Source organism: Mesorhizobium sp. P2_F5 (assembly GCF_056403715.1).
In genome coordinates, this window is record NZ_JBFUEY010000017.1 from 31,817 (window position 1) to 52,379 (window position 20,563).

Annotated in this window: 23 protein-coding genes and 2 tRNA genes; 9 read left to right on the plus strand and 16 right to left on the minus strand. The window is 63.2% G+C overall.

Annotation, left to right across the window (positions count from 1 at the left end):
- The first annotated feature begins 177 nt into the window (after positions 1-177).
- Positions 178-1,917, plus strand: a complete 1,740-nt coding sequence (gene ggt, locus AC1DYO_RS21550; RefSeq protein ID WP_477266528.1) for a gamma-glutamyltransferase — start codon at positions 178-180, stop codon at positions 1,915-1,917.
- Between the two features lie 22 nt (positions 1,918-1,939).
- Here ggt and AC1DYO_RS21555 read toward each other — a convergent pair whose 3' ends face one another.
- The 3 genes from AC1DYO_RS21555 to AC1DYO_RS21565 form a co-directional block, all read right to left on the minus strand.
- Complete coding sequence (locus tag AC1DYO_RS21555; RefSeq protein WP_477266529.1) at positions 1,940-2,284, minus strand: hypothetical protein; 345 nt, start codon at positions 2,282-2,284, stop codon at positions 1,940-1,942.
- Positions 2,285-2,455: 171 nt separating this feature from the next.
- A complete protein-coding gene (locus tag AC1DYO_RS21560) occupies positions 2,456-3,796 on the minus strand; it encodes a sigma-54-dependent transcriptional regulator (RefSeq protein ID WP_477266530.1) in 1,341 nt (446 codons plus the stop codon).
- Entirely contained in the window at positions 3,796-5,670 is a 1,875-nt protein-coding gene (locus AC1DYO_RS21565; protein WP_477266531.1) for a sensor histidine kinase, read from the minus strand. The genes AC1DYO_RS21560 and AC1DYO_RS21565 overlap by 1 nt, the downstream gene beginning before the upstream one ends.
- Before the next feature lie 223 nt (positions 5,671-5,893).
- Between AC1DYO_RS21565 and AC1DYO_RS21570 the strand changes: the two genes are divergently transcribed.
- The gene (locus tag AC1DYO_RS21570; RefSeq protein ID WP_477266532.1) at positions 5,894-7,228 is read left to right on the plus strand and encodes a dicarboxylate/amino acid:cation symporter; all 1,335 of its coding nucleotides are present in this window, start codon (positions 5,894-5,896) and stop codon (positions 7,226-7,228) included.
- Between the two features lie 145 nt (positions 7,229-7,373).
- The gene (locus tag AC1DYO_RS21575) at positions 7,374-7,955 is read left to right on the plus strand and encodes a histidine phosphatase family protein (protein WP_477266533.1); all 582 of its coding nucleotides are present in this window, start codon (positions 7,374-7,376) and stop codon (positions 7,953-7,955) included.
- Positions 7,956-8,135: 180 nt separating this feature from the next.
- Here AC1DYO_RS21575 and AC1DYO_RS21580 read toward each other — a convergent pair whose 3' ends face one another.
- The gene (locus AC1DYO_RS21580; RefSeq protein ID WP_477266534.1) at positions 8,136-8,900 is read right to left on the minus strand and encodes a pseudouridine synthase; all 765 of its coding nucleotides are present in this window, start codon (positions 8,898-8,900) and stop codon (positions 8,136-8,138) included.
- A 36-nt stretch (positions 8,901-8,936) separates the two neighbouring features.
- Here AC1DYO_RS21580 and AC1DYO_RS21585 point away from each other — a divergent pair, with 36 nt between their 5' ends.
- Together AC1DYO_RS21585 and AC1DYO_RS21590 are read left to right on the plus strand one after the other, a co-directional pair.
- Positions 8,937-9,230: a hypothetical protein gene (locus AC1DYO_RS21585; protein WP_477266535.1), complete on the plus strand. Its 294-nt coding sequence runs from the start codon at positions 8,937-8,939 to the stop codon at positions 9,228-9,230.
- 22 nt (positions 9,231-9,252) lie between these two features.
- Positions 9,253-9,462, plus strand: coding sequence for a DUF768 domain-containing protein (locus tag AC1DYO_RS21590; RefSeq protein WP_477266536.1), 210 nt, complete (start codon positions 9,253-9,255; stop codon positions 9,460-9,462).
- Between the two features lie 101 nt (positions 9,463-9,563).
- On the opposite strand, the gene AC1DYO_RS21595 is transcribed toward AC1DYO_RS21590, so the two are convergent.
- A complete protein-coding gene (locus tag AC1DYO_RS21595; RefSeq protein ID WP_477266537.1) occupies positions 9,564-10,022 on the minus strand; it encodes a hypothetical protein in 459 nt (152 codons plus the stop codon).
- Between the two features lie 191 nt (positions 10,023-10,213).
- Between AC1DYO_RS21595 and AC1DYO_RS21600 the strand changes: the two genes are divergently transcribed.
- Entirely contained in the window at positions 10,214-10,477 is a 264-nt protein-coding gene (locus AC1DYO_RS21600) for a DUF982 domain-containing protein (RefSeq protein ID WP_477266538.1), read from the plus strand.
- Positions 10,478-10,541: 64 nt separating this feature from the next.
- Positions 10,542-11,141, plus strand: coding sequence for an SOS response-associated peptidase (locus tag AC1DYO_RS21605; RefSeq protein WP_477266619.1), 600 nt, complete (start codon positions 10,542-10,544; stop codon positions 11,139-11,141).
- A gap of 102 nt (positions 11,142-11,243) precedes the next feature.
- Here the strand turns inward: AC1DYO_RS21605 and AC1DYO_RS21610 are convergent.
- From AC1DYO_RS21610 to AC1DYO_RS21655, 10 genes are all read right to left on the minus strand, one after another.
- A tRNA-Phe gene (locus AC1DYO_RS21610) sits at positions 11,244-11,319 on the minus strand.
- 373 nt (positions 11,320-11,692) lie between these two features.
- Entirely contained in the window at positions 11,693-11,884 is a 192-nt protein-coding gene (yacG, locus tag AC1DYO_RS21615; RefSeq protein ID WP_477266539.1) for a DNA gyrase inhibitor YacG, read from the minus strand.
- Positions 11,881-12,507, minus strand: a complete 627-nt coding sequence (locus tag AC1DYO_RS21620) for a Maf-like protein (RefSeq protein ID WP_477266540.1) — start codon at positions 12,505-12,507, stop codon at positions 11,881-11,883. Before AC1DYO_RS21620 ends, yacG begins: the two co-directional genes overlap by 4 nt.
- An 18-nt stretch (positions 12,508-12,525) precedes the next feature.
- Complete coding sequence (infA, locus tag AC1DYO_RS21625; RefSeq protein WP_006200926.1) at positions 12,526-12,744, minus strand: translation initiation factor IF-1; 219 nt, start codon at positions 12,742-12,744, stop codon at positions 12,526-12,528.
- 87 nt (positions 12,745-12,831) lie between these two features.
- A complete protein-coding gene (locus AC1DYO_RS21630; protein WP_477266541.1) occupies positions 12,832-13,284 on the minus strand; it encodes an arsenate-mycothiol transferase ArsC in 453 nt (150 codons plus the stop codon).
- 124 nt (positions 13,285-13,408) lie between these two features.
- Positions 13,409-13,894, minus strand: a complete 486-nt coding sequence (locus AC1DYO_RS21635; RefSeq protein ID WP_436258270.1) for a UPF0262 family protein — start codon at positions 13,892-13,894, stop codon at positions 13,409-13,411.
- Between the two features lie 6 nt (positions 13,895-13,900).
- Positions 13,901-15,193, minus strand: coding sequence for a histidinol dehydrogenase (gene hisD / locus AC1DYO_RS21640; protein ID WP_477266542.1), 1,293 nt, complete (start codon positions 15,191-15,193; stop codon positions 13,901-13,903).
- Between the two features lie 110 nt (positions 15,194-15,303).
- Entirely contained in the window at positions 15,304-15,738 is a 435-nt protein-coding gene (locus tag AC1DYO_RS21645) for a DUF2948 family protein (RefSeq protein WP_477266543.1), read from the minus strand.
- 351 nt (positions 15,739-16,089) lie between these two features.
- Complete coding sequence (murA, locus tag AC1DYO_RS21650) at positions 16,090-17,382, minus strand: UDP-N-acetylglucosamine 1-carboxyvinyltransferase (protein WP_477266544.1); 1,293 nt, start codon at positions 17,380-17,382, stop codon at positions 16,090-16,092.
- Positions 17,383-17,523: 141 nt separating this feature from the next.
- Positions 17,524-17,700, minus strand: coding sequence for a hypothetical protein (locus AC1DYO_RS21655; protein WP_477266545.1), 177 nt, complete (start codon positions 17,698-17,700; stop codon positions 17,524-17,526).
- Positions 17,701-17,849: 149 nt separating this feature from the next.
- Between AC1DYO_RS21655 and AC1DYO_RS21660 the strand changes: the two genes are divergently transcribed.
- Both AC1DYO_RS21660 and AC1DYO_RS21665 read left to right on the plus strand, forming a co-directional pair.
- Positions 17,850-17,924: transfer RNA gene (locus tag AC1DYO_RS21660), tRNA-Thr, on the plus strand.
- A gap of 483 nt (positions 17,925-18,407) precedes the next feature.
- Positions 18,408-19,748: a site-specific integrase gene (locus AC1DYO_RS21665; protein ID WP_477266546.1), complete on the plus strand. Its 1,341-nt coding sequence runs from the start codon at positions 18,408-18,410 to the stop codon at positions 19,746-19,748.
- A 182-nt stretch (positions 19,749-19,930) separates the two neighbouring features.
- On the opposite strand, the gene AC1DYO_RS21670 is transcribed toward AC1DYO_RS21665, so the two are convergent.
- Positions 19,931-20,467 (minus strand): hypothetical protein, encoded by a 537-nt coding sequence (locus tag AC1DYO_RS21670; protein WP_477266547.1) that lies wholly within the window; start codon positions 20,465-20,467, stop codon positions 19,931-19,933.
- Between the last annotated feature and the right edge of the window lie 96 nt (positions 20,468-20,563).

Here is a 20,563-nt window from a genome sequence, read left to right on the forward strand (position 1 = left end):
CCGCAGGTCGGCGATCCTTCGCGCCCCCCTCTGCCCTGCCGGGCATCTCCCCCACGAGGGGGGAGATCAGCTGATCCTCGGCCAGCGGGCGAACACCAATATGTGTTCGCTCATATTGATGATGGACTCGGCCGCTCCAAGTAGCTCTTCTAGGCCCACTGCACTAGGAGCACCGCCATGCCCTTGACCCGCCGGACGCTGATTGGCGTCACCCTTTCGTTCGCAATAGCGCTGACGCTATCCGCAGCCGTCTTCGCTGCCTCGCCGCAGCCCGCAAAGGGTGAGCACGGCATGGTCGTCACCGCCCAGCATCTGGCGTCGGAAGCCGGCGTCGAGGTGCTGAAGAAGGGCGGCAACGCCGTCGATGCGGCGGTCGCCGTCGGCTATGCGCTCGCGGTCCTCTACCCTAATGCCGGCAATATCGGCGGCGGGGGGTTCATGACCATCCGCTTCAAGGACGGCAAATCGACGTTCCTCGATTTCCGCGAGCGGGCGCCGCTGGCGGCGACCAAGACCATGTATCTCGACAAGGACGGCAAGCCGGTGAAGGGCGCCAGCCTCGATGGCTATCTCGCGGTCGGCGTGCCGGGTTCCGTGGCAGGTTTCGAGATGGCGCGTGAAAAATATGGCACGCTGACCCGCGAGGACTTGATGGCGCCGGCAATTGCCTATGCCAAGGATGGCTTCATCCTCGACCAGGGCGACGCTGCCTCGTTCGCAAGCAATGCCGCGCGGTTGGCGAAGGACCCTGCCGCGGCCGCCATCTTCCTGAAGCCCGACGGCAAGCCCTATGGCGCCGGCGAGCGTCTCCTCCAGCCCGATCTTGCCGCATCGCTCGCCGCCATTTCCGAAAAAGGCGCCGACGCCTTCTACAAAGGCGCCATCGCTGATGCCATCGTCAAGGCGAGCGGCGCCAAGGGCGGCATTCTCGCCAAGGCCGATTTCGAGCAGTACGCGGTGCGCGAGCTGAAGCCGGTGAGCTGCACCTATCGCGGCTACGAAATCGTCTCTTCGCCGCCGCCAAGCTCCGGCGGCGTCATCATCTGCGAAATCCTCAATGTGCTGGAAGGTTATCCGCTGTCCTATCTCGGCGCCGGCTCGGCCGAGACGGTGCATGTCATGGTCGAGGCGATGCGCCATGCCTATGTCGACCGCAACTCGGCCCTTGGCGATCCCGATTTCGTCGACAATCCGGTCTCAAAACTGCTCGACAAGGGGTACGCCAAGGACATCCGCGACAAGATCGATCCGTTCCGCGCCGGCGTCTCTCAGGACCTGATGCCGAAGGGCTTTGGCGAGTCGAAGGAGACGACGCACTATTCGATCATCGACAATGACGGCAACGCGGTCGCGGTCACCTACACGCTGAACGGCTCGTTCGGCGCCGGCGTCGTTGCCGACGGCACCGGCATCCTGCTCAACAACGAGATGGACGATTTCACCCAGAAGCCCGGCGTGCCCAATCTCTATGGTCTGGTCCAGGGCGAGGCCAATGCGATCCAGCCGAAGAAGACGCCGCTGTCTTCGATGAGCCCGACTGTCGTGGCCAAGGACGGCAAGCCGTTCATGGTCATCGGCAGCCCCGGCGGCTCACGCATCATCACCATCACGCTGGAAGCCATCGTCAACGTCATCGACCACGGTATGAACATCCAGGAGGCGATCGACGCGCCGCGTATCCACCATCAGTGGCTGCCAGATACGGTCTATGTCGAACCGTTCGGCCTGTCGCCCGACACCGAAAAACTGCTGGCCGGCATGGGCTACCACCTCGATCTCGCTGATTCGACCTGGGGTCAGGCGGCCGGCATTCTTGTCGGCGGCAAGAGCCTGGCGGAAATCGAGAAGGGCGGCGGCGCCCGCTACAACGGCGCCATCGACAGCCGCGCCAAATCCGGCGAGGCTCTAGGATACTAGGTCATGATCAAACAAAGATCGATCAAAGGACGAGTGTGAGGGTCGATCCGATCAGCATCAGCGCCGCGATGCCAACGAACAGCGCGTAGATGCGCGGCCGGTCGAGCAGCAGCGCATTGCCCGATATCCAGGCGGCGGTCGCGCCGCCAAGCGCGAAAAGGAAGCCGTTGCGGTGGCCGAAGGTCATGGAAGCGGCCATCAGGCCGCCAATGATCACCGCGCCGAAGACGATGATCACGGCGACGGCATATTTCTCGAAATCGTTACCACCGCCCATGGCCGGGCCGATTGCGTTCAAATTCGGCAGATCGTCCGGATCGAACGGATTGGTCGACCCATACTCATCTTGACCGACAGGTTCTCGCATCACTCATTCTCCGCTGACCGGCAACAAATCATCAACATCCGCCGAGCGCAACCGGATCGCGCCTTGCCGAAGGCAGCCGATGCGGTCTTCAACACCTTCTGATGCCGACTTGCCACGATTTTTTCAAAAAGGGTCGCAAAATCCGCCATGCTTTGGGCTCACACCCCTGAATTATCTGGAAAAATCGCTGCGCACGATGCCGTGCCGTTGCAGCTTGTCGTAGAAGGTCTTGCGCGGGATGCCGAGCGCCTCGATCGTGCGCCGGACATCGCCGTCATTGCGGCCAAGTGTCTCGCGGATGACATCGGCCTCATAGCGCTCAAGCCGTTCCGGCAGCGAACTGGTGTCATCCGTTTCCATCGATGCGGAAGGTGGCGCCTGCCCCACTTCCTCCAGCCCAAGCACGAAACGCTCGGCGAAATGTGCGAGTTCGCGCACATTGCCCGGCCAGTCATGCTGGCTGAGATAGCTGTGCACCGAGGCAGGCACGGCCGGCATTTGGCGGCGGAAGCGGGCGGCGGCACGCTCGGCGAAGTAGAAGAACAGCAGGGCGACGTCGTCACGGCGTTCGCGCAGCGGCGGGATCGAGATCGTCACCACATTGAGCCGGTAATAGAGGTCTTCGCGAAAGGCGCCGCGCTGGCCGGGATCGCCGAGATCGACCTTGGCGGCGGCGACGACGCGCAGATCCACTGGGCGGACTTCGTTGGTGCCGAGCGGCGTCACCTCACGCATCTCCAGCACCCTGAGCATTTGCACCTGGGTTGACGCCGGCATGCTTTCGATTTCGTCGAGGAACAGCGTGCCGCCGCTTGAATGCTCGATGCGGCCGATGCGCTTCTTCTGGGCGCCGGTGAAGGCGCCGGCCTCATGGCCGAACAATTCGCTTTCGATGACCGTGTCCGGCAGCGTGCCGCAATTCAGCGCCACGAAATTGCCCCCAGCGCGGCGGCTCCAGCGATGCAGCAGGCTCGCCACCACTTCCTTGCCGGAGCCGGTCTCGCCGGTCACCAGCACATCGACATCGGTGTCGGCGATCTGCCTGAGCGTGCGGCGGAGCCGCTCCATCGCCGGCGTCTGGCCGATCAACGGCAGGCCGTCCTGCGCCTGTTCGGCACCTTCGCGCAAGGCGCGGTTCTCCATCACCAGCCGGCGCTTTTCCGCCGCCCGCGCCACACTTTGCGCCAGCCGGTCGGCGGCGAAGGGCTTGGTGATGAAGTCGTAGGCGCCGTCCTTGATTGCCTTGACCGCGACCGCGATGTCGCCATGCCCGGTGACCAGGATGACCGGAATGTCGGGATCGAGCTGCAAGACGCGGTCGAAGAGCTGCAGGCCGTCGATCCCGGGCATACGGATGTCGGACACCACCACGCCGGGAAAATTGGCGTCGAGCCCGGCCAGCGCCTCGGCAGCCATCGCAAAGGCCGACACCGAAAAACCGGCGAGCTCCAGCGTCTGCCGCGTGGCTCTCAGCAATTCGCTGTCGTCGTCGATCAGGATGACCGTGTCCATCATTGAGCCCTGGCGAGGTGAACCGTGAAGCGCGTGCCGTCTCCGCCGCTCGCCACCTCGATGCGTCCGCCATAGTCGGCAACGATGTCCTGCGAGATGACGAGGCCGAGCCCGAGGCCCTTTTCCTTCGACGTGTTGAACGGTGTGAACAGCGATTTGAGGACGGCGTCCGGAATTCCCGGTCCATTGTCGGCGACGGCAAGCGCCACGCCGTCGGCGGTTTCCTCGGCTGATATCAGCACCTTGGCACCGTCGCGGCCCTCCAGCGCTTCCAACGCGTTCTGGAACAGATTGATCAGCACCTGTTCCAGCCGCAGCCGGTTGCCCATCACCTTGAGCGTCGGCGGCGGGAGCGTGATATCGAGCGCCTCCAGCCGGCCGGCAAAGCGGCTTCTGAGCAGCACCACGGCGCCTTCGATGACGCCGCGCAATTCGACCGGCTCGGCCGCAGTTCGGCCCTTGCGGGCAAAGGCTTTCAGCTCCTCGGTGATGCCGCCGATACGCTCCGTCAGCGCGGCAATCGCGCCAAGGTTTTCCTCGGCCGGTCCGCTCTGCTTGCGCTCCAGGAACACGCGGGCATTGTCGGCATAGGCGCGGATGGTCGCCACCGGCTGGTTGATCTCATGCGCGACGCCGGCGGCAACCTGGCCGAGAGTCGCCAGTCGGTTGGCCTGCACCAGCTCCTGCTGCATGACCTGCAGCTTGGCCTCGGTGCTGCGATGGTCGGTGATCTCGGCCTGCAGCCGGTCGCGCGCGAGGCTCAAATCATGCGTCCGTTCGACGACGCGGCGTTCGAGTTCGATGCGCGCCGCCTGTTCGGCGGCGATGCGCATCTGCGCCGAGTGCCGGCGCCACAAGAGATAGCCGGCCAGCGCCAGCAGCGGCACCACGACGCCAAGCGCAAGCAGCCGTATTTCACGCACCGCGGCCGCGATCGGCGCTTCGGCCGGGACGAGATAATCGAGCCGCCATGGCGTCGATTGGACCAATGTCGAAAGCCTGAGATATTCGGCATCGCTGCCGCCTGGCGTTATCGCGTGGACCATCGACACGTCAGGGCTCAGTGCCTCGGGACGGGTGATCGGCAAGGGGATCAGCGGCGCGTTGCCGAACTGCTGGCTACCCCGGATGGCGGCAGCCACCGGACCGGCCAGCGGCGCTGTGGTCATGAAGCGCCAGGACGGCACGCTGGTGATCAGCACGACGCCATGGTCGTCGCTGACATAGGCCGGGCGATTGGCCTCGTGCCAGTCGGCTTCAAGCTGGTCGAACTCCATCTTGACGACGACGACGCCGAGCGGTGCAGCCGCATTGCCGACGCGCCGCGAAATGTAGAGGCCAGGGCGCTTGCTGGTGTTGCCCAGGGCGAAATATTCGGCGGTCCCGGATTGCATGGCGCCGGAGAAGTAGGCGCGGAAACCATAGTCGTTGCCGACGAAGCTGGTCGCCTCGCGCCAGTTGCTGGAGGCGATTGCGAACCCGTCGACGCCGGTGACATAGAGCACCGAAGCCTTGGTGCCGGAGACCAGTCCTTCGAGCTTGCGGTTGAGCACGTCGATCGCGACCGCGCCTTTGTCTTGCAGGGCGTCATGAACCTGCTGGTCCTCGGACAAGAGCAGCGGCAGCGCCCGCGGGCTTTCCAGCACGGCGCGCAGCAGCGCAACCTTCAGATTGGCATCGGTGCGGCCCTGCGCTGCCAGCGTTGCGACCTCGGCACGGCGCGCATAGAGGCCGGCGCCGGTGAGCGCCGTAACCACGATCACAAGCGCGATCGCCGCAAACAGCAGCCATGCGCGGCGTGCTCGCTTGCCGAGTTGCTCGGGCGTCGATGACAAGGCAGCGGCAGGGCGTTGCAGCATCGCCCATTTGTGCATGATTTCGCACAAAGCACAATTCGCTCATGCGGATGTCCGCACTTCGCTTCAGGCCAACACAGCGTTGGTTCTCTAGAATAGTCAATAAAATCAAGGCGCACGACCGCGCCACGCACTCTGGCACGGCAGTTGCAACGATCCATTCAGCAGTCGCGAGGCTGCGGAGGTCAAAACAACTGCCCCGGGAGGTCGAGCTTTCGATCGGGGCGCCATGGAGGACGTCATGCAGCCAGCTTTCGCTGCCGCCGAACCGCGCGGCAAGGTACCTTTCTACCGGCATCTTTACGTACAGGTGCTGACGGCGATCGCCGCCGGCGTGCTGCTCGGTCATTTCTATCCCGAACTCGGTGCTTCGCTGAAGCCGCTCGGCGATGCTTTCATCAAGCTGGTCAAGATGGTGATCGCGCCGGTCATCTTCCTGACGGTGACCACCGGCATTGCCGGAGTCTCCGACCTGAAAAAGGTCGGCCGCGTCGCCGGCAAGGCGATGATCTACTTCCTGGTGTTCTCGACCCTGGCACTGGTCGTCGGCCTGGTCGTCTCCAACGTCGTTCAGCCGGGTGCCGGCATGCACATCAATGCAGCGACGCTCGATCCCACCAAGGTCGCGACCTTCACCGAGAAGGCGCATGACACGACCATCGTCGGCTTCCTCCTCAACATCATCCCCGACACCATCACCGGCGCCTTTGCGCAGGGCGACATCCTGCAGGTGCTGTTCTTCTCAGTGCTGTTCGGCATCTCTCTCGCTTTGGTCGGCGATCGCGGCCGTCCGGTGGTCGACTTCCTGCAGGCGCTGACGTCGCCGATCTTCCGCCTCGTCGCCATCCTGATGAAGGCCGCCCCCATCGGTGCTTTCGGCGCCATGGCCTTCACCGTCGGCAAATACGGCATCGGCGCGATCGCCAACCTCGCCTTTCTGATCGGCACTTTCTACCTGACGTCGCTGCTCTTCGTGCTGGTCGTGCTCGGCGCAGTCGCCTGGTACAACGGCTTCTCGATCCTCGCTTTGATCCGCTACATCAAGGAAGAGCTGCTGCTGGTGCTCGGCACCTCGTCCTCGGAAGCGGCGTTGCCCGGCCTGATGGCCAAGATGGAGCGCGCCGGCTGCAACCGTTCGGTGGTCGGCCTGGTCATCCCGACCGGTTACTCCTTCAACCTCGACGGCACCAACATCTACATGACGCTGGCAGCTCTGTTCATCGCCCAGGCGACCGACACGCCGCTCACCTATGGCGACCAGATCCTGCTGCTGGCTGTCGCCATGCTGAGCTCCAAGGGTGCCGCCGGCATCACCGGCGCCGGCTTCATCACGCTGGCGGCAACGCTCTCGGTGGTGCCTACGGTACCGGTCGCCGGCATGGCGCTCATCCTCGGCGTCGATCGTTTCATGTCGGAGTGCCGGGCGCTAACCAACTTCGTCGGCAATGCGGTAGCGACCATCGTCGTTGCACGCTGGGAAGGTGAGCTTGACCAGACCAAGTTCGCCGCCGCCATGGCCGGCACATTGTCCGAGGAAGCCGACCTGGCACTGTCGGGCGATCTGCAGCCCGCCTGATCTCACAAGGCGTTCGACCTCAAGGCCGCAGCCGGTTTCGCCGGCTGCGGCTTTTTTCTTTCTGAGCCGGCGTGCAGCGTGGCTGGTGCAGGCCACGCCTTCCCGGCTAGGGTGCGGGCGATTTCCAGACCCGAAAGGCCCGTGCATGAGCAACGCGTTTCCCGAGATCTACCTGGTCCGTCACGGCGAGACCGAATGGAGCGCTTCGGGAAAACACACCGGCCGCACGGACATACCGTTGACACCAAAGGGCGAGGCGGCCGCGCGCGGTGTTGCGGACCGGCTCAAGGGCCTGTCCTTCAAGGCTGTATGGTCAAGCCCGTCGCAGCGCGCCTTCAACACTTGCACGCTCGCTGGCTTCGGCGCCGCCGCCGTCAAGAAGGACGACCTGCAGGAATGGGACTATGGCGCCTATGAAGGCGTGAAGACGAAAGAGATTCTGGCCGAGCGCCCTGGCTGGCAATTGTTTCGCAACGGCTGTCCTGGCGGCGAGGCCGCGGCGGATGTCGGCGCCAGGGCCGACACCATCATCGCCGGGCTGCGCGCCATCGAGGGCAATGTGCTGGTGTTTTCGAGTTCGCATTTCCTGCGCGTGCTGGCAGCGCGCTGGCTCGGCCTGCCGCCCGAGGGCGGCGCGCACTTCGTGCTCGACACCGCCAGTATCAGCATCCTCGGCTACGAGCACGATTTGACCGAGCCCGTCATCCGCAAATGGAACCAGAAATAGTCGTCCCTACACTTTCTCGCGGAAGCACCAGGCCCCCTCATCCGGCCGCTTCGCGGCCACCTTCTCCCCGCTGGGGAGAAGAGGCGAGCACCGACGCCGGCGACCTCCTCTCCCCTCGGGGAGAGGTCGGATTGTCCCGAATTGCCCTTTGCAATTCGGTTGGCAATCCGGGTGAGGGGGCTACCGCAGTTCCGAATTTGCGAGCAGCGCCAGCTCCTCTGCCGTCAGATGCCGCGCCTGACCTTTGGCGAGCTCGCCGAGCTGCAAACCGCCGATCGCCACCCTTACCAGCCTCAGCACCTCCACATCGAAGGCGCCGAGCAGCCGGCGGATCTGCCGGTTGCGGCCCTCATCGAGCACGATCTCCAGCCACGCGGTGCGGCCGCCGCTGCGCAGCATGTCGATCGAGCTTGCGATCAGCGGTTCGCCATCGACGACCACGCCGTCGCGAAACCGCGCCAGCATCGCCTCGTCGGGCACGGCCCCTATTTGCACGTGATAGGTCTTGGCGACATGCGATGCCGGATCGAGCAGGCCATTCGCCCAGCGCGTGTCGTTGGTCATCAGCAATAGGCCTTCGCTGGCCTTGTCGAGGCGCCCGACCGGCGACACGAAAGGCAGGTCGAGCCCGATGAGGCAGTCATAGACGGTGCCGCGCCCCTGCGGGTCGTCGCGGGTGGTGACCAGCCCGCGCGGCTTGTTGACCATCAGATATATCTTTGCCCCGGCAACAACGTGCTCGCCGTCGACGGTGATGCGGTCGCGATTGAGATCGACGCGCAGCGACGGATCGCGCACCACCTTGCCGACGACCCGCACGCGCCCCTCGGCGATCAGCAACTCGGCCTGCTTGCGCGAGCACAGGCCGAGCTTGGAAAGCGCCCGGTTCAGGCTGACGCCTGCTCCCGGGGCCGGTTGTCGGGTAATATTGGGCGGCTGCGCCATAATCCTGTTTTGCGTCAAAATGAGCGGCAGCGACAGATGCCACGCGGCGCGATGGTGGCGCAACATGCCATAGTGCAAACATCGGGTTCGCCGGGGGTGAAAGGTCCAGAGCTGTTCTCGGCAGAAGCCGAGTTCTCCAGCTCAGGGGCGCCGGGCTCAGCGCCAGCCATGGAACGCGGCCTCGCGAAAGACGTTGTTGCTGACGAGCGATCCGTCGCGAAGGGCATTGGTATGAAGAAAATCTACGAAAAACCGATACTCGTGAAGCGGGGAAGGCTCACCAGCGCGACAGCCCAGATTGTCGCTTCCGGGGTCATTTTGGGTGAATAATCCGCGGATGACAGATAAACAGATGAGCGAGCGCGGCGTTGATTTTCTGCAAGGCTGGATAAACAAGCACCTGCCGGGCGAACTGTCTGCCGACAAGGCAACGGCTCGAACCATCAGCACGCGGGCTGCGCTCGATGCGCGGCATTGCGGCCTCGACGTCAGCGAGATCGAAGAGGAGTTCGGTTCGACGGAACGGGTGATTTTCGAGGCACTCGATCAACCCGGTATCTGAACGCATCGCAGGCGAATATCGGCCCTTCGCCTTCTCGGCGGTGGGCTTTTATGATTGCACCCTTGCGTTGCGGGCCTTGCCGGAGCGGTTAGTGCACAGCCTTACGCGGCGCGCACAGATTGCGCCGCCCGCGCCGGCGGCAGTTCGAAAACAGTGGCGCCGTTCTCCTGGCCGCTTTCGACATAACCGATGACGCGGAACCATTTGGCGACGTCGGCCCGCTGTAGCCAACTGCGCGAGCGGATCGGAAGGTTGCCGGCGAGCGCCTGGATGTGGCGGATGTGGCGCCTGCAGAAACGGACCGTCACGGCGTTGAAAAACCCCTCCTGCGCGGCAAACAGCGTGTCCGCGGCGTCGCTGTTCTCATGCCAGGCGATGATCGCCACCGTCTTGTCGCCCTCGACCAGCGCGTGCGCCCGGCCTTCCTTCAAATTCATCATCAGATTGTCGTAGGCGACCTTGCTGTCCTTGCCGGCAGCCACATACTCGTCCGACATCCGCGTGGACAGATCCCGGAAAACACCTTCGAGATCGCCGATCGTAGCTGCGCGTGCTCTCATTTCTCCTCCTGCAGCCCCGGCAGGCAGTTTGCCCTAAGAAGAGGGGATCACCAAGCAAATCAAATCCGCCATTTGGCCGATGCGCGCAAAGTGATTTTCGGCCTGCGGGATTTTCTTGCGTTGGCAAGTCGCCCTGTGGAACCGAACTGGCTCCCCCGAATTGACTAGCGACCGCGTTCGGGAAGGAAAACATGCAAGACCAGCATTTCGATGAGCCGGTTCGCGTGGCGCTCGGCAGGTCCAGAAACACGATCTACAAGGTGGAGCGTGTCGCGCAGGCCGCTGACATCCTCATGAACCGCTGGCCCGCGAAGACAGGCCGCTATCACGTCGCCGCCCGCAAAGCCTGCCTTGGCGTTCTAGAAGGCTTGAAAGAGGCGCACTATGCCCGCGCGGCCTTCGTCAATGCGGCGATAGAGGCCGATATTCTGGTTGAGCGCGACCGTCAGGGTTGAGCACCCACCACTTTTCATCGCCTCGTCGTTTGCCTTAGACTGGCAGCCCGGTCCGGAGCCTTTTATGTGCAATGACTATGAGCAGCATATTCTCTGGGCTGAATATTGCCGGATGCTGAAGTCGTTGGCACTCGAGATTCCGACCCACCAGACCGAACTTGACCTGCCGCCGGCGGACGACATCCACATCAATGATCCGGCCCCGATCATGCGCGCCGCCGGCGACGCCGGGGTTGTTGAACTGGCTTCGATGACGTTCGGATTTCCACCGGCCGGACCAAAAGGCGGACCGGTGTTCAACTTCCGCTCCGAAGGCCGGCAATTCGTCGGCAGCAAACGCTGCCTCGTTCCGGCATCCGCCTTCTTCGAGTTTACGGGCACGAAGTATCCGAAGGCCAAGCATCGCTTCACCCTCAACGGCTCTCCGTTCATGGCCATTGCAGGGCTTTGGCGTGAAGCCGTCGGCAACAAGCCGCCCAGCTTCACCATGCTGACGACCGAGCCTGGACCGGATGTCGCGCCCTACCACAACCGACAGGTCGTGGTCCTTCAGCCCGGCGATTGGGCGGCCTGGCTCGGTCTGACGAAGCCGGAAGCCGAATTGCTACAGCCGCTTCCGGCCGGCTCGCTGGGCGTGGAGACCGTGCGCCCCGAAAGTTCATGAGTCCGTTGCGAAGGACATCGGCTCACTCGGCGGCCCGGGTTCAAGAAGCCGCGCGCAGCCGCCGGTACGAGGTCAGTCACCTGATTTCTTCAGAGAAAGAGATGGTGCCCAGAGGCGGATTCGAACCACCGACACGCGGATTTTCAGTCCGCTGCTCTACCAACTGAGCTATCTGGGCCTCGCCGGCAAACGATATATCGCTGACCGGATTTCAGGAAAGCACCGTCGGCGCCCCTTGAAAGCGCGTGGGTTATAGCACGGGAATCCGGCCTGTCCAGCGCCTAAGCGCCGATTTTCCGGGGCAATTGTCGCGGATAGCTGATGGGGCTCTACCGGCGTCGGCAAAGCAGCAATTGCGCTGGTCGGCAAAGGGAAATTGTCGCGGCCTGCGCCGCCCCTCATCCGCCTGCCGGCACTGCGGCCCTTTGCTATCGCTCGGGGCGTTCGTCGTTCGGAAAGCCAAGCAATTGGCTTTCCGTCCGCTTCGCGGACCACTCCTCACCCCCGTGAACGGGGCGAAGGGATTTGGCCGCAACGCTGCCGTCTAACCCCTATTTCGGCTCGTCGCTGTCATCCTCGTCATCCCTTGCGGTGATGACGTAGGCGCCTTTCAGCCAGCGGTTGAGGTCGATGTCCTTGCAGCGCTTCGAGCAGAACGGATAGGTCTCGCGCGCCGATGGCTTGCCGCATTCGGGGCAAGGGCGCTTCGGGCGCAGCGGTGTGACCTTGTCGTCCAGGCTCATGGCCGCGCGGCGTGCCAGCTGGTGTGGATCTTGAAGCCTTCGCCCGAAAGCAGCGCCACCGTCTCGTAGAGGGGCAGGCCGACGATGTTGGTGTAGGAGCCGACCAGCTTGACGACGAAGGAACCGGCCAGGCCTTGCACGGCATAGCCGCCGGCCTTGCCGCGCCATTCGCCGGAGGCGACATAGGCGTCGATCTCCTCGCGCGGCAGCCGCTTGAAGCGAACCCTCGATTCAACCAGCCTTTGGCGCAGTTTGCCGCCCGGCGTGATCAGGCAGATGCCGGAATAGACCCGGTGCGAACGGCCGGACAAGAGCCCAAGGCAATTAGCGGCGTCGTCCAGCGTCTCGGCTTTGGGCAGGATGCGGCGTCCCACAGCGACCACCGTATCGGCGGCCAGCACGAAGCCCGGCGCATAGTCTTCCTCGCTTTTCAGCGAGGCCAGCGCCTTCTCGGCCTTTTCCTTCGACAGCCGCTTGGCCAGCGAGCGCGGATGTTCGGCGCGGAGCGGCGTTTCGTCGACATCGGCCGGCAGCACGCGGTCCGGCTCGATGCCGGCCTGCTGCAACAGCTCGATCCGACGCGGTGAACCAGAAGCAAGCACCAGCTTTTGCAAAATGCTCATTCTGGTTACAGCCGGCTGTTACTTGAAACGGTAGGTGATGCGGCCCTTGGTCAGGTCATAGGGCGTCATCTCGACCAGGACCTTGTCGCCGGTCAGCACGCGGATGCGGTTCTTGCGCATGCGGCCGGCCGTATGGGCGATGATTTCGTGTTCGTTTTCGAGCTTCACCCTGAACATCGCATTCGGCAACAATTCCGTCACGACACCCGGAAACTCGAGGACTTCTTCCTTCGGCATTCGATACCTTTGCTTGGATTGCAGTTCCGACGCCCAGGCCGGAATTTCGGCGGAACCTATATGATAATCGTCCGCTTGTGAACACGCTTAATCCGCGGCGTTTTTTGCTTCTGGAAGAAAAAAACGTCGGCCAATCCGCGCTTTCAGCCGCTCGCGGACGTCGCGGTAGCTGGCCATGATCTGTTCGCGCCTGCCGCCGACACCGGTCGGGTCCGGCATCGGCCAGTATTCGACGTCGACGGCAAGCGAGCGGGTGAGTTCGAGCGCGGCGTGATGGGCTTCGGGCGCCAGCGTGACGATCAGGTCGAAATAGTCGTCCTCGAGATCGTCCATTGCTCTCGGCTGGCGCTCGCCCAGCGTCAGCCCTTCTTCGGCGAGCACCGCATCGACAAACGGGTCGCGCTCGCCCCTGTGCACGCCGGCAGAGGCAACGAAAGTGGCCGGTGGCAGCACGCGCCGCGCCAGCTGCTCGGCCATCGGCGAGCGCACGGCGTTCATGCCGCACAAAAACAGGATAGAGCGGGGTAGCGCGGCCAGCACTAGAGCATGATCCCGAAAAGTGGAAACCGGTTTTCTCGGACAAAACGGAAACCGTTTTGTCCAGAGATCATGCTCCAGCAAAGAGATAGATCAGGATGGCGATTCAACGAAACGTCATCCTGATCTAACCCCGCCAGTGCAGCACGCAGACCAGCGTGAAAAGCCGTCGCGCCGTGTCGAAGTCGATGTCGATCTTGCCGGCAAGCCGGTCCATCAGCGTCTGCGAGCCCTCATTGTGCAGACCACGCCGGCCCATGTCGATCGCCTCGATATGGCTCGGCGTGGAGGAGCGGATGGCGTCGTAGTAGCTTTCGCAGATTAAATAGTAGTCCTTGACGATGCGCCTGAGCGGCGTCAGCGACAGGATATGGGTGACGACGGCCGCGCCGTCCTCGCGGGCGACCGCAAACACCAGCCGGGATTCGGCCAGCGACAGTTTCAAGCGGTAAGGCCCGGCGCCGTCATCATTGACCGGCTGAAAGCTGTTTTCCTCGATCAGGTCGAAGATCGCCACCGCGCGCTCATGTTCGACGTCGGGCGTCGAACGGCCGATCGATTCGTCGAGTTCGACGTCGATCAGTCTTGCGCGGGTTGGATCGCCGTCCGCCATGGCCGCCTACATGTTCAGCCGAATGGCAACGGAGCGGCCATGCGCGTCGAGGCCTTCCGCCTTGGCCAGCGCAATTGCCGCCGGCGCCAGCGCCCTCAGCTGCTCCGGCCCGAGCTTCAGGATCGAGGTGCGCTTGACGAAATCGAGCACCGACAGGCCCGACGAGAACCGCGCCGAACGCGCCGTCGGCAGCACATGGTTGGAGCCGCCGACATAGTCGCCGATGACTTCGGGCGTATGGCGGCCGAGAAACACTGCGCCTGCATTGCGCATTTTCGCCAGGAAACCCTCGGCATCATCAATGGCAAGCTCGACATGTTCGGCGGCAATGCGGTCGACCAGCGGCAGCGAGGCCTCGATGGTCTCCACCAGGATCACGGCGCCGAAATCGCGCCAGCTGGCAGCCGCCGTTTCGGCGCGCGGCAGGCTCTGCAGCTGCCGCTCGACCGCCCGCTCGACGGCTTTGCCGAAGGCCGGATCGTCGGTGATCAGGATCGATTGCGCCGACACGTCATGCTCGGCCTGCGCCAAAAGGTCGGCGGCGATCCAGTCGGGATCATTGCTGCCGTCTGCTACGACCAGCACTTCCGACGGGCCGGCGATCATGTCGATGCCGACGGTGCCGAACACCTGGCGCTTGGCCGCCGCGACATAGGCATTGCCGGGTCCGACGATCTTGGCGACCGGCTTTATCGTTTCGGTGCCATAGGCGAGGGCGGCGATCGCCTGCGCGCCACCGACGCGGTAGATTTCCGAGACGCCAGCCATGTCGGCGGCCACCAGCACCAGCGGATTGATGACGCCGCCCGGCGCCGGCACGACGATGACGATGCGCTCGACGCCGGCCACCTTGGCCGGCACGGCATTCATCAGCACCGAGCTTGGATAGCTCGCCGTGCCGCCCGGCACATAGAGCCCGACTGCCTCGATCGCCGTCCAGCGCGAGCCGAGCTCGACGCCGGCGGCATCGGTATAGCGGTCATCCCTGGGCTTTTGCCGTTCGTGATGGGCGCGGATGCGGTCGCGGGCAAACTTCAGCGCCTCGACTGTCTGCGGGTCGGCTTCTTTGTAGGCTTTAGCGATGTCGTCTTTCGACACGGCGATGCCGAGCCTGTCGAGCTCGGCGCGATCGAATTTCCTGGAATAGTCGATCAGCGCCGCGTCGCCCTCGGCACGAACCCGCGCGATGATGGCGCGCACCGCAGTGTCGACGTCCTCCGAGACTTCCCGCTTGGTGGTCAGGAAGGCGGCGAAACGCTGTTCGAAACCGGCGTCGGACTGGCGGAGCGTGATGGCCATCGGCTGCGCCTAGATCATGATGATATTTGGTTGAAATATCACCATGATCTAACCCTTTGTTGGAGCATGATCTTTTCCAAAAACCGGTACCCACTTTTTGGGATCATGCTTTAGCCCCTGTGCAGCGGACGTGAGGTGGCTTCCCACGCGCCGCCTATATCGGCAAGCCGCGCCTCGATGCACTCGACGTCGAGCATGATGGCGCCGCCGCCGGAAAAGATCAGCTCGACAATGCCGGCCGGCTTGCTGATCTCGACAAAGCTGATTGCCAAGAGCGACAGCACCTCGGCCGGCCGGTCGCGGGCAATGCCGCTGGTCTTGGCGCCGAGCACGCGGTCGAAATGCAGCACCGCCTGGCGTCGCTCATTGTGCTGGCTGAACAGCGCGGACTTCGCCTCCCAGACGAAGCGGTTCATGGTCAGCACGAAACGCTTGGCCGAAGGCAGGTATTCGAGGTCCGAAACCTTCATCACGGCGTCCTGGACGTGGGCCGAGACAATGCTCAGATCCTGATCGTCGAGCGCAATGAGTTTGAGGGCTGCCATGCGGACTGCACACCTGAAAGTTGGTTTCAGCCTTCTGTTAGGCGGTCTTTCCAGTCGGTGCAACCGCGACACAAATCCGCCTTGAGGCAATCGGCTGATGGCGTCGGCGGCGAAGCTGCTGATCTCCCCCCTTGCGGGGGAGATGCCCGGCAGGGCAGAGGGGGGTGCTGTCCCGCCGGCCTTTCCCCGATCGGTGCTGCGTCCCCGCGTCGGTTTCGCCGTTCGGAATGGGTTGGTTTCGAAGGTTGGCGATCCTTCACACCCCCCTCTTTCCTGCTGGACATCTCCCCCGCAAGGGGGGAGATCAGCCGTCACCACGGCTTTCGCCAATCGCCAGCGCAGAAGCGGTCGTTAAGCCGAAATCCGCTCGATCACCGCGCCGCAGTTGGACAGCTTTTCTTCCAGGCGCTCAAAACCGCGGTCGAGATGGTAGACGCGGTTGACCGTCGTCTCACCTTCGGCCGCGAGGCCGGCGATGACCAGCGACACCGAGGCGCGCAGATCGGTCGCCATCACGGGTGCGCCCTTCAGCTTCGACACGCCGTCGACGATCGCCGTCTGGCCCGAAAGCGTGATGTGGGCGCCGAGCCGTGCCAGTTCCTGGACGTGCATGAAGCGGTTTTCGAAGATGGTCTCGGTGATGCGCGACTTGCCCTTGGCCATGGTCATCAGGCCCATGAACTGCGCCTGCAGGTCGGTCGGGAAGGCCGGGAAGGGCGCCGTCGTCACGTCGACCGGCGAAATGCCGGCGCCGTTGCGCCGCACGCGGATGCCGGAATTGGTCGGCGTGATCTCGGCGCCGGTCTGCGCAATGACGTCGAGCGCGGTCTGCAGCAGTTCGGGGCGGGCGCCTTCCAGCACCACGTCGCCGCCGGTCATGGCCACCGCCATGGCATAGGTGCCGGTCTCGATGCGGTCCGGGATGACGCGCACGCGCGCGCCCGACAGCGATTCGACGCCATCGATCGTGATCGTCGGCGTGCCGGCGCCGGAGATCCTGGCGCCCATGGCGTTGAGGCATTCGGCGAGGTTGACGATCTCGGGCTCGCAGGCGGCGTTTTCCAGAACCGTTTCGCCCTTGGCGAGCGCCGCCGCCATCATCAGCACATGGGTGGCGCCGACGGAGACTTTCGGGAAGATATAGCGGTTGCCGACAAGGCGGCCGTTCCTGGTCTTGGCCAGCACATAGCCGGTATCGACATCGATGTCGGCGCCCAGCGCCTGCAGGCCTTCGAGGAACAGATCGACCGGGCGCGTGCCGATGGCGCAACCGCCGGGCAGCGACACTTTGGCCTCGCCCATGCGGGCCAGCAGCGGGCCGATCACCCAGAACGATGCCCGCATCTTCGACACCAGCTCGTAAGGCGCGGTCGTGTCGACGATGTTGCGGGCCGAGAAATTGATGGTGCGCGAATAGCCTTCATTCTGCTTTTCGCGGCGGCCGTTGACCGAATAATCGACGCCGTGATTGCCGAGGATGCGGATCAGCTGCTCGACATCGGCCAGATGCGGCACATTTTCCAGCGTCAGCGTATCGTCGGTGAGCAGCGACGCGATCATCAGCGGCAGGGCTGCGTTTTTCGCGCCCGAAATCGGAATGCTTCCGGCGAGCTTGTTGCCGCCGACAATTCTGATGCGATCCATGAGAGAATGTCCCCTCGGCCCGAAAGGCCGGTTTCGTCAGTTTGAGTATCGGCCCGTCTAGACCATTGGCCGGCTTGGTTCAAGAAATAGGATTTCTTGGCCCCTTTGGCCAAGGTGGCGGCCCAGTGCGGCCGATATCGGTCAGTCCTTGTGCATTTTTTCAGCAGTCGCCAAGCCTTCTGGCCGGGAGTCAGGATCGCCGGTGCGCCGTGAACGCGCCTGCGTCTTGCGCTTCATGAGATTGGCGCGCAACTGCTCTGCCAGCCGATCTTTGCGGCTGGTCCCGCCCTTTTTCGGTGGAATTGCCGTGTCGTTCATTATTTTGTCCCATCCGGTGGCCAGCCGGCCCGCCGTTCAGGGATAGCTAGCATTGTGGCGCCGGCTTGTCAGCGAAACTTGTCTGGCAAAGCCTTTCACAGATGCCTTGCGCTTGCCGGTTCGATATGGCAGAAGCCCCGCCATCAGCGGCTGCGGTAGCTCAGTGGTAGAGCACTCCCTTGGTAAGGGAGAGGTCGAGAGTTCAATCCTCTCTCGCAGCACCATTTGTTTTCGAAGCAGCATCAAAAGCTTAGAGTTTTCCGTGGCTTCCGTCAATTCGGACTGTTATGGAAAAGTGCTCTGGTATGGCTGGTAAGCGGTGGCGAATGAGGGGTCTGTCTAAACGCAAAGGCTCCGAGGTGTGGCAGGGCAAGTTCCGTGTCCCCCAAAGGTTATGGGATCGGCGCGACGATTTGCGATCTCTGGGCGTCTCCGACCTGGGGAAAAGTCAAGAATTCACTCAGTCCCTTGGGGAGCATGATCGGGATCGGGCCGGCGAGGTCTACCGAAAGCGCCTCGCTGTCTGGGACCTCAAGCTTGGGGCCTGGGGGGCGCTCCTGGAGCACGGTCCTCGGGGCCTAACCCAGAAGCAACGCTTCGCACTCGCGGGAGAGTACGCCAAGGCCTTCCTGGCTGCGCATGAGGACGAGCCGTTCTACGCTCCCCCAAGTCTCCCCACCCCTAGGCCCCGTGCGGACGATGGCGGGGTGCTTGCCGCTGCAATGGCCTCAATGGCTCCCGGCGAACGTGCTGAATTTCGGGGCGCTCTGCTCGAATACTTCAAGGCCGGCGACCATGAACGGGTCCGATTGGCCCTCGCCCTATTCATCACGTTCCCAGCACTCCAAGCGAGCATGGGGCCAGACTTCGTGATGGCTCTGGAAGGCGAGCATGGGGCCGAGGCTGATGCGGCCCTTGCGGCTAGGGGGCTCCTGGTCACGGAGGAGGCGCGGCGTCTTCTGACCTTCGACCTGGCGGACATGATGGGGGCTGCTCGACGGGGCTTAGTGGCGCGTAGTGGGGGCGACTACAGGCCGGTCCCCGAGCTTGAGGGCGCTCCCAGCTTCGTCCTGGAGTCCGGCCCTGTAGCGGCCTCGCCAGTCCGTCCCGTGGTCACATTCGCCACGATCATCGATGCTCAGGCCACAAAGCGGAGCGCGGGGCAGGGCTCCAAGCCTATGCCAGAGAACTCGGTCAAGAAGTACAAGCGCATTGCCGATGCCTTCGCTTGCCACCGGGGCTCAACCAATGCGGCAACCGTAACAGTCCATGAGGTCGAAGCCTGGGCGGATACGATGCTGGACGCGGGAGAGCCGTCCAATCGGTCCATCGCGGATAGGCTCGTCAACCTTGGGACCATCATCAACTGGGGTAAGCGCCTGCGTGAGCACCGTGAGGCCATGACGGCGGCGGAGACGATCTCGGGTAAGGTCGAACTGCCAAGCTATGTGGAGAAACCTGGCGGCGAGACCGCGTATCGTCTTGAGGAGGCCCGCACGGTCCTCAAGGCAGCTCGGAAGGAGACCGACGCGAGCAAGCGCTGGCTGCCCTGGCTGTGCCTCTATGCCGGCCTTCGGATTAGCGAAGCGAACACCCTGAGGAAGGCTGATTTCTTTGAGGCGGAGGGATCGTGGTTCCTCAAGGTGACAAGCGCCGGTAAGCGCTCCCTCAAGACGGCTAGCAGTGAACGGCGCATTCCCGTCCACCCGGCCCTGGAGGCTGAAGGTTTCCTTGAGTGGGCGAGGGCGGCTCCTTCTGGTCAGCTATTCAGGGACGGCGCAACGTCGCTCATCGGGCGGTGGGTGAAGAGCAAGGCGGTGGGCCTGGTCCGCCCTGGGGTTGCTCCTAATCACGGCCTGCGCCACCTCTTCGTTGACCTCTGCCGGCGCTACGGTGTGGAGGACAGTGCTCGGGAGTATATGGCGGGTCACTCCTCCCCCTCGGTTCACGTCAAGTACGGCTCATCGGATGCCATGTTGCCAGGCCTTGCTGCGGAGATGCTCAAGGTTGTGCCGGTGCTTCCGCTGCCCGCAATCAGTGCCAATTGAGGGGGACTTCGCAGTTTCTAGTGCTGGGAGCTTGTGGCATCCATCATCGCCGCCACTACGTCCCGAGTGGAGATGCGACCTTTGGGGATGAGCGGCGAGAGTAACCTCGTGCAAGACCGCTGGTTTGGCGCGGTGTTGCATTGCGGGGCGTATGCGCGTTCGGATATCGCCGTAGGCCTCACTCATGAAGGCATCGCTCGAATTGCATCTTTGACGGTAGCCACGAACGCCTCAAAGTGATCGATAGTCGCTCTCATTCCATATTCATGCTCGGTCGTGCCCACCATTACTTTGAAAAACAAGTCAGCAGGGAAACGGGCAATGCGGCTAATTGAGAGGAATGCACCACTGCCGATTGTCCTCAGGCCCTTGGTTCCCGCTGGGCGAAGTTTCGCGAACGGTACACGTAGCAATGTAAGAAAGGTCAGATTATCCGCCATTGCCTTTCTGACGTCTGGGGCGAAACCCGCTTTCTGATCAGTGAGCGTCCGCGAGAATTCATAGGTCCCTAGGACCCAAAACCAAAACTCACGATGTAGTTCCGTGACCCCACTGGCATCCATAGGGTCGCTGGGGTCACTCCCGATTACATCTTCTAATTTCGCCTTGATCTGCTCGCCTTTGATGAGGCAGGCTTCGGCCTGGAGATCAAGATAGAGGTCCACCCTCAACAGTGGTCTCATCTGGAGCATAGCGGCGATCTGCTCTTCTTCGGTCATCATCATCAATCCTGTGTGGGCCACCGTTGTGGGGGTCGGTGGGTCGATTGCCTACTTGCGGTTTAGATGTATAGCTCCTGCCAGCATATTTGGGGG

What these genes read in the sequence shown, in the direction of transcription:
- ggt (WP_477266528.1), top strand. Translation starts at nt 178, where the DNA reads ATGCCCTTGACCCGCCGGACGCTGATTGGCGTCACCCTTTCGTTCGCA.
- AC1DYO_RS21555 (WP_477266529.1), bottom strand. Translation starts at nt 2,284, where the DNA reads ATGCGAGAACCTGTCGGTCAAGATGAGTATGGGTCGACCAATCCGTTC.
- AC1DYO_RS21560 (WP_477266530.1), bottom strand. Translation starts at nt 3,796, where the DNA reads ATGGACACGGTCATCCTGATCGACGACGACAGCGAATTGCTGAGAGCC.
- AC1DYO_RS21565 (WP_477266531.1), bottom strand. Translation starts at nt 5,670, where the DNA reads ATGCACAAATGGGCGATGCTGCAACGCCCTGCCGCTGCCTTGTCATCG.
- AC1DYO_RS21570 (WP_477266532.1), top strand. Translation starts at nt 5,894, where the DNA reads ATGCAGCCAGCTTTCGCTGCCGCCGAACCGCGCGGCAAGGTACCTTTC.
- AC1DYO_RS21575 (WP_477266533.1), top strand. Translation starts at nt 7,374, where the DNA reads ATGAGCAACGCGTTTCCCGAGATCTACCTGGTCCGTCACGGCGAGACC.
- AC1DYO_RS21580 (WP_477266534.1), bottom strand. Translation starts at nt 8,900, where the DNA reads ATGGCGCAGCCGCCCAATATTACCCGACAACCGGCCCCGGGAGCAGGC.
- AC1DYO_RS21585 (WP_477266535.1), top strand. Translation starts at nt 8,937, where the DNA reads ATGCCACGCGGCGCGATGGTGGCGCAACATGCCATAGTGCAAACATCG.
- AC1DYO_RS21590 (WP_477266536.1), top strand. Translation starts at nt 9,253, where the DNA reads ATGAGCGAGCGCGGCGTTGATTTTCTGCAAGGCTGGATAAACAAGCAC.
- AC1DYO_RS21595 (WP_477266537.1), bottom strand. Translation starts at nt 10,022, where the DNA reads ATGAGAGCACGCGCAGCTACGATCGGCGATCTCGAAGGTGTTTTCCGG.
- AC1DYO_RS21600 (WP_477266538.1), top strand. Translation starts at nt 10,214, where the DNA reads ATGCAAGACCAGCATTTCGATGAGCCGGTTCGCGTGGCGCTCGGCAGG.
- AC1DYO_RS21605 (WP_477266619.1), top strand. Translation starts at nt 10,542, where the DNA reads ATGTGCAATGACTATGAGCAGCATATTCTCTGGGCTGAATATTGCCGG.
- yacG (WP_477266539.1), bottom strand. Translation starts at nt 11,884, where the DNA reads ATGAGCCTGGACGACAAGGTCACACCGCTGCGCCCGAAGCGCCCTTGC.
- AC1DYO_RS21620 (WP_477266540.1), bottom strand. Translation starts at nt 12,507, where the DNA reads ATGAGCATTTTGCAAAAGCTGGTGCTTGCTTCTGGTTCACCGCGTCGG.
- infA (WP_006200926.1), bottom strand. Translation starts at nt 12,744, where the DNA reads ATGCCGAAGGAAGAAGTCCTCGAGTTTCCGGGTGTCGTGACGGAATTG.
- AC1DYO_RS21635 (WP_436258270.1), bottom strand. Translation starts at nt 13,894, where the DNA reads ATGGCGGACGGCGATCCAACCCGCGCAAGACTGATCGACGTCGAACTC.
- hisD (WP_477266542.1), bottom strand. Translation starts at nt 15,193, where the DNA reads ATGGCCATCACGCTCCGCCAGTCCGACGCCGGTTTCGAACAGCGTTTC.
- AC1DYO_RS21645 (WP_477266543.1), bottom strand. Translation starts at nt 15,738, where the DNA reads ATGGCAGCCCTCAAACTCATTGCGCTCGACGATCAGGATCTGAGCATT.
- murA (WP_477266544.1), bottom strand. Translation starts at nt 17,382, where the DNA reads ATGGATCGCATCAGAATTGTCGGCGGCAACAAGCTCGCCGGAAGCATT.
- AC1DYO_RS21655 (WP_477266545.1), bottom strand. Translation starts at nt 17,700, where the DNA reads ATGAACGACACGGCAATTCCACCGAAAAAGGGCGGGACCAGCCGCAAA.
- AC1DYO_RS21670 (WP_477266547.1), bottom strand. Translation starts at nt 20,467, where the DNA reads ATGACCGAAGAAGAGCAGATCGCCGCTATGCTCCAGATGAGACCACTG.